Raw genomic sequence first — 12485 nt, 5'->3', positions numbered from 1 at the left:
ATTTAGCACATGCAACATCTAATAATTCTAAGTCACTAAGTTGTTCACTGTTAATTTCAGATAATCCTTCATTTAAATGACCATTAATTTTAAGTAATTTAATATCATCTTCTTTTAGTTCTTTTTCACTAATCTTAACTTGTTCATAAATACCTTTTGGTGTAGCGGTCATATTAATTTGAAAATTAGCTGCTTTACTCATTTTCTCGTAAAAGTTTTCAACGGCTTGTTTATTTCTACCTTTAATCCCTGATTCTCTTGTTCCAATATGTGCTTCATCTCGAACGAAAATAACAAAGTAATTGTTTGAGATTTCTGAAATGAATTTATCTAAAATACCTTGTTCGGTATATATTCTGTTAGCACCAAAGGAAGAAGCTCCTAAAATAAATACTTTATTAGTTTCAACTTTAAATGTATAATCAGCGTCTTTAACGTTATTTTTAGTGCTTGACGGAGATTCTTTTCTTTCAAAAATAAGTTCATTTCTATTTTCTAAATAAAATTTATATTCGTTAAAATTATCTTCCATTTGTTTAGGTAATTCTGCATTAGATAATGTCATAACTACAAAAATAATAGGTTTATTATCTCTTTGTTTATTAATAGTGATTGCTTTATCAATAAAGTTAGCAATCATAAAAGTTTTACCTGAACCTGTCGGTGCTTTAAATTCAACTATTTTAGATTGATTAAGACTATATGAGTTATTAAAATGTTTTAAGAGTTGCGAAACTGCTCTATCTTGGGTATTAGTTAGTTTCATCAGGTTTGTCAACTTCCTCTTTATCTAATGAATATAAATTAGTTAAATTGTTCAATAACTCATCATTACTAATGTCTTTAACTTGAAACTTAGTTAAGGATTCTCTAAGAGTATCGACTAAATATTCTGTTTTAATTTGATTTTGGTCTACACTAATATTACTATATTCTAGGTCAAAAACATTTAAATTTTGTTTATATGGATCATTCTTTTCGGTTCATTTAAAAGTTTCATTATTTGTACCGATACCATGATTTACTCTATATAAACGTTCGTAAGTAACATCATAACCGATATTATTTTCATTATTAGTTACTAGTGTAAAAGTTCTATTTCCGCCATCTTCTTTATTTAGGTCCATAACCGCGTGACCTGTTGTTCCTGAACCTGCGAAAAAGTCTAAAACACGGGCGTTTTTGTCAGAAGTTAAATTTATAATTCTTTTAATTAATGATGTTGGTTTTGGATTGGAAAATACTTTACCTCTTATAATATCTTCAAGATTATAGTTACCCATGGTATTTGAATAAATATTATTTACAAATTCTAAATCTGATACTGATTTTCTTCTTTCTTCATGTACAATTGAATAACAATCGTTAATTTTTTCTATTTTTGCATTTAAATATTTCTTAGGCCATAATCTGTTATTTCTAACAGTTACAAAGTCGTTTTCAATGGCAAAATTAGTTAATTCTTTCGATCATGTTCAACGTCAACCATTCCCATTACTAAAATTATTTTTTTGTCTTAAATCATATAATTCTTTACCACCTGGGTAATAAGTTTTACCTTTAAAAATAATGGGGTAGTCAAGTGATTTTACATAACCTAATGAATTTGTATCTAAGCTTTGTTTTTGTATGATATTGTCCTCGCTTAATCAAATATTCATCTTCTTTGTTAAACGCTTGATCTACAACTAAATCTTTTTTAATATAAATATTATTAATATTTTTTGCAAAGATAATTAATTCATCGTGATTTGATGAGAATAGTTTTGTTTGTGTTTTTCCGCCTTTAACTGTTAATCTCGGTAAGTTACCAACAAAATTCTCTTCTCCAAAAATTTCATCCATCAAGACCTTTAAATATGCTTGTTCGTTATCATCAATCGATACAAAAATAACTCCGTCATCTTTGAGAAGTTTCTTAGCCAATTTAAGTCTTTCATTCATCATGTTAAGTCAACCATTACGGCTGAATTTATCACGATATATAAATTTTGAAGCGGAAACATTCACTTTGTCATTTGCAGAGTTATTTCCGTCTGTACGTGCTGATTCTGTGTTATAAGGAGGGTCAATATAGATTACATCGTAGTTATAATCTAAGCCGCGACTCTCTCTCTCTCTCTCTCTCTATTACTAATAAATTTTTAAGAGCATCATAGTTTTCACCTATGATCAAGTTGTTTTCACTTTTAGATTCATTGAATCTAAAAGACTTTTCATTGTTGTGTTTAAGCACTGAAATAGTTTTGCTATTAATTTCAGGTGCTGAATCGAATGTAAACCCAATTTTTACTCTTTGCATTAAAAATTGGTATACGTTTTGTAATTGAGTTTTATCAAGCAAGTTTTCTAAGATCGTTTTACATATTGCCTTTTGATCGTTGTTTAAGTCATTTATTGATAATTCATCAATTTTGTTTTTATAATCCTCAAGTAGCTGAGAATAATGTTTATTTTCCATATTTATCCCTTCTTATAATTTGTATATTTATATTATAAACAATTTTAAAAAGTAGAATTGTTTATAATATTAATTTTATTAATCTAACTAATTAAATATAATTGCTCTAATAAATTATTATAATAACTTTAAATGAGCGTAAAACTAGAATTGGTTTTGCGGATTCTTTTAGTTCTAAATCACTGAATGAAATAAATGCAAAATTAAATCAAATGATTATTAAAAATAAACTTAATGTTAAATCAATAATGGAATTGAACTTAAAAAATAGGTATTTTAGCTAAGTGATTAAATATTAAAATCTATAGAGCAGAACCTTATGTATCATTCCAACGTGGATCAAACAAAACTGAAATAGACTTATACGCAGAGAATTAAAAAAATATTTTAATTTTAACTATATAAATTTTAGATCATTAAAATATAATAAAAATACCAAGCACGAAAGTGTTGCACTTGATATTTCATTTTAAAAACATTAGCTTCCTAATGTTTTTTTATTCTCAATAACATGGCATTAATCGCAACTATGACAGTACTTAATGTCATAAATATCGCTCCAACTTCAGGGCTAATTGTAATATTAATACTTGAAAGCACACCAGCAGCAAGCGGTATTGCTATAAGATTATAAAGTGTTGCTCATACTAAGTTTTGAATCATTTTATTATATGTTTTTTTAGCAAAACTAGTTAGTTTTAATACATCTTTTAAGTTGTTATTAATTAGTATAATATTAGAGGTTTCTTGTGCAATATCAGTTCCTGAACTAATAGAAACTCCAACATCAGCTCTTGCAAGTGCAGGAGCATCATTTATTCCATCTCCGACCATCATAACTATATTATTATTTTTTTGTAATTCTCTTATTTTTGATTCTTTTTGATCAGGCAATACATTCGCAAAATATCCGTCTAAACCTAATTTATTTGCGACATTTTGGGCTACTAATTCATTATCGCCTGTTAACATATAAGTTTTAATGTTTTTTTCTTTTAATTTTGCTATCGTATCGTATGATTCTTCTCTTATTTTATCATTAAGTGAAAAATGAGCAATAAGTTCGTTTTCTATTAATAAAAATACATTTGTGGCAATAGAGTTCTCTATTGAATTGATGTTTAAATTGTTTGTAGTTAAGTATTGAAAATTAACTAATTTTACATTCTTAACTTCTCCATCAATATCTAAGGAACCATTTAGTCCATATCCAGGAATAATATTGTTGCTTAATAATTTATATGATGATATATTTAATTTTTGTGCATAATTAGAAATAGCATTTGCTATAGGGTGATTTGAATGTTTTTCAAGCGAGTGAGCAATTTGAATTATTTTATTTTGGTTATATTTGCTATCAAAAATTTTTATATTTTCTATATCAAAATTACCATAAGTCAATGTACCTGTTTTGTCAAAAACAACAACATTTACTTTTCTTGATTTTTCAAAGGCTACTCTGTTACGAACTAATATACCATTTTTAGCTAATTGATCGGTAGATCTTGAAACTACAAGGGGTATCGCTAATCCTAATGCGTGCGGACAAGTTATAATCATAACTGTTGCTGCATTTTTTATTGAAATATCTAAATCTTTATTTATTGCTAATCAAACAATAAAAGTAATAATTCCAACACTAATAGATAAAATTGTTAAAGCAAAGGCTGCTTTATCAGCTAAGTGCTGAGTTTTTGATTTAGATTGTTTTGCTTCTTGAACTAATTTAATTACTTTAGATAAATAATTATTTTCGTTTGTTGCTGTAACTTCAATTTCAATAGAACCGTTAGTGTTAATAGAACCACCAATAACTTTATCTCCTATTGTTTTAGAAATTAATTTTGATTCACCGGTTAACATAGATTCATTAATTTTAGAATTTCCGTTAATTATGATACCATCACTAGGTATTTTATCACCCGGTTTTACTAATATAATATCACCAATTTTAAGTTTTGATGTTTCGATTTCTTTTATTTCGTTTTCTATGATTAAATTAGCTTTATCAGGGATTAAATTAGCTAATTTTTTCAATGAATTTGATGCACTAACGACTGAATGCATTTCAATTCAATGACCTAATAACATAATATCTATTAATGTCACTAATTCTCAAAAGAAATTATTACTTTTTTGTGCAATAACTGTATAAACGCTATAAGTATATGCAACCGTTATTGCTATTGCGATTAAAGTCATCATTCCAGGTTTTTTACTTTTTATTTCTTCAAATGCACCTTTGAAGAAAGGAATACCACCATAAAAGAAAATAAAACTAGAAATAACCAATTCTAGATATTCCGAACCTTCAAATCTTAAAATATTTGAACCTATTATTTTTGCGAATAAGGCCGATATAAGAATGACTGGTATAGTGAATAGTAAAGATATAAAAAATTTAGTTTTAAAATCTTTAATCATCATTATATGATGTTCGGTGTGATCGTGATGTTCATGATTTGAGTGTTCATGATGCTCATGACTTGAATGTTGATGATGTTTGTGATTATTGTGTTTGTGTTGTTCATGATTTGAGTGCTCATGTTGTTTGTGATTATTGTGTTTGTGATGCTCATGACTTGAATGTTCATGATGTTCATTATTTGAGTGTTCATGTTGTTTGTGATGCTCATGATTTGAGTGCTCATGACTTGAATGTTCATGATGTTCATTATTTGAGTGCTCATGACGCTTGTGGCTTTTGTTTTTTTCGTTATCTGAAAATGATTTATTACTATGGCAATGAGTTTTTTTATTTTTACACATTTTTATTCTCCTTATTATACGTATTACTAATTATAATTGATATTAATTATCTTTTTTAATAAAAAACAATTTTTATCATATAAAAAATAACAATTAGAAATCTAATTGTTAAAGTTGGTATATTTTAAATATATATGGTGCCTCAGACAGGACTTGAACCTGCAAGGAAAATTCCGGCGGATTTTGAGTCCGCTGTGTCTGCCAATTCCACCACTAAGGCATATTTAAATTATACTATTAATTAATAATTTGAATATAATCTTTTGTAGTTTTTTTGATTCTTTTTAAAATATGATCAAAATAATTCAGAATAACTAAATCCTTGCATAGTAAATGAACCTAAAGCTATCTCAAACACATATATTACATTTTGTGAATTAGGATTAGAAATTAAATTGCTTATGCTTATAAATAATTCTTTAAATTGTTCATTTATATCATCGTTAATTATTTTTGGTTCAAAATTAGGATTTACATTATGTTCATAACCTATTGTTATTAAAAAATGCATTAAATCAGCAAATTCTTCTTTAATTGCTTCAATGTTAATATTTTTATTATTCTTCCAGTATTTAAAACTTTGAACTTCATTAACATATTCTGCTGCTTCGATAATCAAAGCAAGCATTTTTTGTGTTTTTATGTTCTTGTCACTAAATTCGGGGTGTGTTGTCTTTCTTTTTTGGTGTATTTTTGTGTCCAATTTTTTTTGTAATTCAAATAATATTTCTAAATTCATCTTTTCCTATCTTCAGTCTTCTATTTGCTCAAAAATGCTATCAATATCTTCTTGATCTAATTCGTAATAATCATCTTCGTAGCAATAATCTTGCTCTATATCATTATTTTTTCTTATTATATAGGTGCCACCATTATTAGTAACTGTATAAGATAATTTTATTTCATCATGTTTATTATGTTCAATAATAAAGTTTTCGACTGAATTTTGTAAAACACCAGTCCCCTTACCTGTAATTATTTTGATATGATCGTGCTTGTTATTTAATAATTCTAAAATTTTTAATTGTATTTTAGGTAATGCTTCTTCATGTGTGAAACCATGTATATCAATTGTGTTTTTCATTATTTAATCACTATATTTGCATTTTTCATAATATTTAATGCATTTTGGTGAAATTCCTTTGCGTTGTGGTTTTCAGAATCAAAAGTTGCTACAGAATTTTCTATTATAACTACTTCTTTATCTGAGTTTATTTTATTTAATCACATTTTTAAACTTAAAGCTAATTGCAAAATACAAATATCTGTACAACACCCTACTATTTCAAAACTATTAAATCTATCTCAGTAATCAGGTCTAATCTCGAAGAAACCATTTGTTGTATTTTTGTAAATCACATTTTTGTTGCCATCTTCAACAAATTCAATCAACTCATCAACTATTTCAGATTCAGGAGTACCTTTTAAGCAATGCGGAGGATATGATTTCATTTCAAGGTCATCTTCGCTATGTGCATCCGCTAAGAAAATGATGTTTTCAGCTTTATTTAAAACCTTTTTTATGTTAGGGATAATATTTTTAATTAACGGGCTTGAAAGTGGTCCAAATTTTGTAAAACCATTCAACATATCTACTACTATAGTTAGTTTTTTTTGCATTATCTCTCCTTTTGGCATGTTGGACAATAACTTGTTCCTCTACCGTTAGGTTTAAAATCTAATTTTACTTTAACTATTTTATCACTTTGACAAGTGTTACATATTTGATTTTCTCTTCCGTAGACTTTTAAGAAATTTTGAAACTCACCGCTAACTCCGTTTACTGATGCATAAGAATTAACTGTGCTACCATTGTGAATAATACTTTGATCCATTATTTTTTGGGCATTAATCAAAAGTTGTTCGAGTTCATTTTTTGTTATTTTATTAGCGGGAGTCATTGGGTAAATTTTTGTCATATGCAAACTTTCGTCAGCGTAAATATTACCAATCCCTAAAACAAGAGATTGATCTAAAAGAACTTTTTTAATGCTTACTGTTTTTCTTTTTAATTTATTAAATAATGCGTCAACATCAACACTTTCTGGTAAAAAAGCAAGATTTTTAATTTCGTATATACTTCTTTGATCTTCACTTGGTAAAATCTCAAAACTTCCAAACATTCTTGAATCATTATACACAAGTACTTTTTGATTATCTAATGTAAAATAAATACAATCACCCCTATAAGCATATAAAGCGGGGTCATTGGTATCTCTAACAAAATATTTTCCTGTCATCCTCAAATGAGAAATGAGTCTTGATTTATCATTAAAATTAAATATTAAAAATTTACCAATATTTTCAATATTAGATATTGTTTTATTTGTTAAAAAACTAATAAAATTTTTTTCGTCTGTATTTTTTATTAATTTTGAAATTTTAACTTCTACTTTTAATATTTTTTTGTCTTGAACATGTTTATTTAATGCTCTTTGTACAACTGTAACTTCTGGATATTCTGGCATGCTTTTATTATATTAAATATTAAAAAGTATTAAAATAATTATATGAATAATTTTGATGATATTATAATTTGTAGCACAGATACGGTTGTTGGTATTGGTGGTAAGGTAAATGATAAAGTTTTAGAAAAAATTTATTTTTTAAAAAATAGACCTTCTAATAAAAAATTAATAATTTTGATCGGCTCAATTGAACAAGCATTAGAGTTTGATCAATTTAATCAAACAGCAAAAAGAATAGCACAAAAAGAATGGCCGGGTGCGACTACTATCATAGTTAATAATCAAGGTTTTAGAATGCCAAATAATAAACAATTAATTGATTTTTTATTAAAAAATGGTCCGCATTATATGACCAGCGCTAATAAATCCGGATTTCCTCCGATTAAAATCGAACAAGCGAAAGATGTTTTTCCTGAAGTTAAAAATGTTTATGATTTTGGACTAGGAAGTAATGTCCCAAGCAAATTAATAAATTTAGATACAAACGAAGTTATAAAGCGTTAATTATGGTATGAAAAACAAAAAATAACCATTTTATTTTTAAAGTGTTAAAATAATATTGGTTATTTTTTAATATTAATACTAGTCTATTATATTCCTTTGTAAAATGCAATGTAAATAACCCAAATTACAATGTTAGAAATAGGAGAAAATATGACACCACATATTAGTGCAAAAAAAGAAGAAATTGCAAAAACAGTTATTATGCCTGGAGATCCGTTAAGAGCTAAATATATTGCCGAAACATTTTTAGATCCGGGATATAAATTAGTAAATTCAGTTAGAAATATGTTCATGTATACTGGAACATATAAAGGAAAACCTGTAACAGTCGCAGGAAGCGGAATGGGTTGTCCTTCAATCGGAATTTATTCATACGAATTATTTAAATTTTATGACGTAGATAGAATTATTAGAATTGGATCTGCGGGTTCTTATAAAAAAGATTTAGGTTTATACGAGGTGGTTCTTGCAACAGAAGCGTTCGCTGATGGTGATGCATTTAGAAGAATTGCTTTAGGAAAACCAGGAAATGTTGCTAAACCAAGTAATAAATTAAATAATGAAATTAGAGAAATTGCATCTAAATTAAATATAAACTTAAATGAGGGTAGAGTTCATTCATCTGATGTCTTTTATTCAGTTGTTCCTCTTGAAGATAGAATTAAAGATACTGAAGCCATTTGTGTTGAAATGGAATCGTACGCTTTATTTACAAACGCTGAAGCAACAGGTAAAGAAGCTGCGTGTTTATTAACAATTAGTGATAATTTAATTACACACGAAGAAACTTCGTCAGAAGAACGTCAAACAGCATTTACAAAAATGATGGAGATTGCTTTAAATTTAGCAAAATAATATGAGAGTAGTTGATATTATTGATAAAAAAAGAAGAAATCAAGAATTAAGCGATGAAGAAATTAAATTTTTGATTAGTTCTTATGTAGATGGTTCAACACCTGATTATCAAATTAGTGCTTTTTTAATGGCAGTAGTTTTTAATTCAATGACACCAAGAGAAATTGCAACAATGACTAAAGAGATGATGTATTCTGGTGATGTTATTGATTTATCAGAAATACCTGGAATTAAAGTTGATAAACATAGCACTGGTGGAGTTGGAGATAAAACAACTTTAGCAGTTGCTCCAATTGTTGCATCAATAGGTGCCCCTGTTGCAAAAATGAGTGGTCGTGGTTTAGGTCACACAGGTGGAACAATTGATAAACTAGAATCTATTCCTGGGTTTAATGTAGAAGTTAGCGAAGAAGATTTTATTAAACAAGTAAAGGAACATAAAATTGCAGTTGTTGGTCAAAGTTCAAAACTTGTGCCGGCTGATAAAAAATTATATGCTTTACGTGATGTTACCGCAACTGTAGAAGCAATACCTTTAATCGCTTCTTCAATTATGTCGAAGAAGCTCGCTACAGGTTCAAATGCAATTTTACTTGATGTTAAATGCGGAAACGGTGCTTTTATGAAAGATGAAAAAAGTGCCATTGAACTAGCTCAAACAATGATAAACATTGGTAAAGAATTAAATGTAGATGTTAGAGCTGAAATTACAAATATGAATAGACCTATCGGTAGAGAAATCGGTAATAAAAATGAAGTTTTAGAGGCTATTTTAACACTTAAAGGTCAAGGTCCTGAAGATTTTAATGAATTGGTTTATTCTTCATGTGCAACAATTTTAGAACAATCAAAAATTGCTAACTCACATGAAGAAGGTATTGCTCTTGTTAAAAAATCAATCGAAGATGGAAGTGCACTTGCTAAGTTTTATGAATTTATAAAATTACAAGGTGGGGATGTTGAAGCACTAAAGGATCCTAACTTTTGAAATCCAAAATATAAATTAGAAGTTATTTCAAAAGAAGAAGGTTACGTAAAAATTTTCGATAGTTTAACATTTGGTATAGTAGCTATGAAATTAGGTGCTGGTAGAAAAACAAAAGAAGATTCAATTGATTTTGAAGCAGGAATAAGTATTGCTAAAAAAACAAATGAATACGTTAAAAAAGGTGAAGTTTTATTTAACTTATACTCATCAAATCCAATATCAACAGAATTAGTTCCTGAATTAGAGCGAGGGTATAAAATAAATAAACATAAAGTTGAAAATAAAATTATTTTAGGTAAATTAAAATAAGGAGAAGAGAGATGAATTACAATAAAATGATAGATCATACATATTTAAAACCTGAAGCGACAGAAAAGGATTTAATTAAATTAATTGATGAAGCTAAGAAATACGGTTTTAAAACAGTGTGTGTTAATTCTTCGTGAGTAAGATATGTTGCAGAAAAATTAAAAGGTAGCGAAGTAGGGATTACTAGTGTTGTAGGTTTCCCTTTAGGAGCTATGATTACACAAGCTAAAGCTCAAGAAGCAAAATTAGCTATAGATCACGGTGCAGATGAAATCGATATGGTTATTCATATTGGTAAATTTAAACAAGGTGATTATGAATATGTTTTAAACGATATTAAAAAAGTTAAAGAAGCAATTGGTTCACATGTATTAAAAGTTATTATTGAAACTGCTTTATTATCTGAAAAAGAAATTGAAAAAGCTACAGAAATTGTTATGAAATCAGGTGCTGAATTTATTAAAACATCTACAGGGTTTAGTTTTAGAGGTGCTAACTTAAAAGATGTTGAAATTATGAAACGTGTTGCTGGAGATACTTTATTAATTAAAGCTGCAGGTGGAATTAGCAATATGGATGATTTAATTGCTATGTACAACGCGGGTGCTATAAGATTTGGAACAAGTCGTTCAGTAGCTATTGTTGAAGGTAAAGATTCTAAAGGTGGATATTAATTAAAACAAAAAATCTAGAAATATAGGTTCTAGATTTTTTGTTCACTTATTCTAAATCTTGATCTGAATTTTCTTCTTGTTCTAAGTTTTTTATTTTTATATCAGATACTACAATTGAGTAAGTTTTTTCACTATTTTGATTGATTTTTCATGAAATAATAACGCTATTTTCATCGTTTTTTCTAACTTTAATTGAAGTTGGATCTATAGTTATGTTTGAACTAGTACAAAAAATAATTTTTCTTTTAAGGTTGTCTAAATTTTCATATTCTTCTTGTGCTTCATCTTCTAATCTTATAAATTGACTTTGATTTTCATACTCTCAAATTCCCTTTAGATGTTCATTTTCTCTTAAAAAGTCTTTTTCATAAAATTGTGTAATTAAAGTTTTTTTGGATTAGCTATATTCTTCTTTGAATTTTCTTCATGCTGATTTTTGTTGCACTGCTTTTTCTTCTCTTTTTTCTAAGATTGGATTTGCTTTTTCCTCTGAAGAATTAGATTTTTCTATATTGTTATTTTTGTGTTCGTTTTTATTACAAGATATTGCAATAAAAGGTGTAGTTGACAAAGCAACTAAACCAAGTAAAAAATGTTTTATTTTTGACATAATATTATCTCTCTCTTTCTGTATTTTAGTTTTTATTTTTGTCATTGGTAAAAAATATAACATAAAGTTAAAAAATCAAAATATTAATAAAATAAAATCAAACTTCTATTTAAAGTTCGATTTTATTAATATTATCTATTTTATTTGTCTAAAAATTATATATAAAAGCATTTTTTAGTATCTTATTCTCATTGTTAAAATTTAATAATTGAAATAAAATTTTTCTTTTATTATTAGAATATTTAATATGTTTCTACAATCTATTTTAGAATCATTTTTTATATAGATTCTAATTTACTATAGCTAAAATGGAACTAATTTAATTATTTACTTCCGTTTTTTTTAAATTATATTGTTATATCGAAATAATTAAAAAATGAAAGGTTCAAAAATGAGTTTTAATAAAAAAATAGCTTTAACAAATTTATTGAGTAAGGTTTTTATAATTATACTTATTAGTGCTATTATAGGTGTAGTATTTACAAGTCCAAAAGTGATTACTATTGCTATTTTAGGTATTTTATCAAGTATATTTGCTTTTATAGGTCTAATTACTCATATGATGTTGCTAGGTAATGTTAGAGAAAAATATAGACATTTATTAAAAATGGGTTTTTTACTCCGTTTGTTACTTTTGTAGTTGTGATATTAGTTTTAACTTCACGTGATAATTAGTTTTAAATTAAAAATATACATCTTATATAAATTGTAAACACATTAAATTAAATAAGTTAGGTGAAAAAAATTTGACACTCCAAAATAAAGGAGTGTTATTTTTATGTCCAAACATTTTACATTTGAACAAAAAGTTAAATATTGCAAAATTATTGATCAAACCGATTTTAAA

General features: G+C 26.8%; 15 protein-coding genes and 1 tRNA gene. 5 read left to right on the top strand and 11 right to left on the bottom strand.

Features of this window, described 5'->3' with window-relative positions:
• The 10 genes from N9R85_RS03340 to mutM all read right to left on the bottom strand — a co-directional run.
• The coding region (locus N9R85_RS03340; RefSeq protein ID WP_262858580.1) for a DEAD/DEAH box helicase family protein at positions 1-766 on the bottom strand (766 nt) is incomplete at its 3' end.
• Positions 753-1661 carry a DNA methyltransferase gene (locus tag N9R85_RS03335; protein WP_262858579.1) on the bottom strand — a complete coding sequence of 303 codons (909 nt, stop codon included), beginning with the start codon at positions 1659-1661 and terminating at the stop codon, positions 753-755. The genes N9R85_RS03340 and N9R85_RS03335, both read right to left, overlap by 14 nt.
• Positions 1561-2073 (bottom strand): DNA methyltransferase, encoded by a 513-nt coding sequence (locus N9R85_RS03330; protein WP_262858581.1) that lies wholly within the window; start codon positions 2071-2073, stop codon positions 1561-1563. The genes N9R85_RS03335 and N9R85_RS03330 overlap by 101 nt, the downstream gene beginning before the upstream one ends.
• A 16-nt stretch (positions 2074-2089) precedes the next feature.
• Positions 2090-2461, bottom strand: coding sequence for a type III restriction endonuclease subunit M (locus N9R85_RS03325; protein WP_262858578.1), 372 nt, complete (start codon positions 2459-2461; stop codon positions 2090-2092).
• A 486-nt stretch (positions 2462-2947) separates the two neighbouring features.
• Entirely contained in the window at positions 2948-5230 is a 2283-nt protein-coding gene (locus N9R85_RS03320; RefSeq protein WP_262858577.1) for a copper-translocating P-type ATPase, read from the bottom strand.
• A gap of 135 nt (positions 5231-5365) precedes the next feature.
• Positions 5366-5450: transfer RNA gene (locus tag N9R85_RS03315), tRNA-Leu, on the bottom strand.
• A 21-nt stretch (positions 5451-5471) separates the two neighbouring features.
• Positions 5472-5969 carry a dUTP diphosphatase gene (locus N9R85_RS03310; protein WP_262858576.1) on the bottom strand — a complete coding sequence of 166 codons (498 nt, stop codon included), beginning with the start codon at positions 5967-5969 and terminating at the stop codon, positions 5472-5474.
• A gap of 6 nt (positions 5970-5975) precedes the next feature.
• A complete protein-coding gene (locus tag N9R85_RS03305) occupies positions 5976-6314 on the bottom strand; it encodes a Smr/MutS family protein (RefSeq protein WP_262858575.1) in 339 nt (112 codons plus the stop codon).
• Positions 6314-6850: an isochorismatase family cysteine hydrolase gene (locus tag N9R85_RS03300; RefSeq protein ID WP_262858574.1), complete on the bottom strand. Its 537-nt coding sequence runs from the start codon at positions 6848-6850 to the stop codon at positions 6314-6316. Before N9R85_RS03300 ends, N9R85_RS03305 begins: the two co-directional genes overlap by 1 nt.
• The gene (gene mutM, locus N9R85_RS03295; protein ID WP_262858573.1) at positions 6850-7698 is read right to left on the bottom strand and encodes a bifunctional DNA-formamidopyrimidine glycosylase/DNA-(apurinic or apyrimidinic site) lyase; all 849 of its coding nucleotides are present in this window, start codon (positions 7696-7698) and stop codon (positions 6850-6852) included. Before mutM ends, N9R85_RS03300 begins: the two co-directional genes overlap by 1 nt.
• A 42-nt stretch (positions 7699-7740) precedes the next feature.
• On the opposite strand from mutM, the gene N9R85_RS03290 reads away from it, so the two are divergent.
• The 4 genes from N9R85_RS03290 (at position 7741) to deoC (ending at position 11028) form a co-directional block, all read left to right on the top strand.
• Entirely contained in the window at positions 7741-8202 is a 462-nt protein-coding gene (locus N9R85_RS03290) for an L-threonylcarbamoyladenylate synthase (protein ID WP_262858572.1), read from the top strand.
• Between the two features lie 150 nt (positions 8203-8352).
• The gene (gene deoD / locus N9R85_RS03285) at positions 8353-9057 is read left to right on the top strand and encodes a purine-nucleoside phosphorylase (RefSeq protein WP_262858571.1); all 705 of its coding nucleotides are present in this window, start codon (positions 8353-8355) and stop codon (positions 9055-9057) included.
• A gap of 1 nt (position 9058) precedes the next feature.
• A complete protein-coding gene (locus tag N9R85_RS03280) occupies positions 9059-10354 on the top strand; it encodes a pyrimidine-nucleoside phosphorylase (protein WP_262858570.1) in 1296 nt (431 codons plus the stop codon).
• Positions 10355-10365: 11 nt separating this feature from the next.
• Positions 10366-11028 carry a deoxyribose-phosphate aldolase gene (gene deoC, locus N9R85_RS03275; protein WP_262858569.1) on the top strand — a complete coding sequence of 221 codons (663 nt, stop codon included), beginning with the start codon at positions 10366-10368 and terminating at the stop codon, positions 11026-11028.
• A gap of 397 nt (positions 11029-11425) precedes the next feature.
• On the opposite strand, the gene N9R85_RS03270 is transcribed toward deoC, so the two are convergent.
• The gene (locus N9R85_RS03270) at positions 11426-11683 is read right to left on the bottom strand and encodes a variable surface lipoprotein (protein WP_262858568.1); all 258 of its coding nucleotides are present in this window, start codon (positions 11681-11683) and stop codon (positions 11426-11428) included.
• 331 nt (positions 11684-12014) lie between these two features.
• Between N9R85_RS03270 and N9R85_RS03265 the strand changes: the two genes are divergently transcribed.
• On the top strand, positions 12015-12278 hold the full coding sequence (locus N9R85_RS03265) for a hypothetical protein (RefSeq protein ID WP_262858567.1): 264 nt from the start codon (positions 12015-12017) through the stop codon (positions 12276-12278).
• Positions 12279-12485 lie beyond the last annotated feature (207 nt).

The organism is Mycoplasma sp. CSL7503-lung (assembly GCF_025515455.1).
Lineage (GTDB): Bacteria > Bacillota_I > Bacilli_A > Mycoplasmatales > Metamycoplasmataceae > Mycoplasmopsis.
This window is presented reverse-complemented; position numbering and strand designations above follow the sequence as displayed.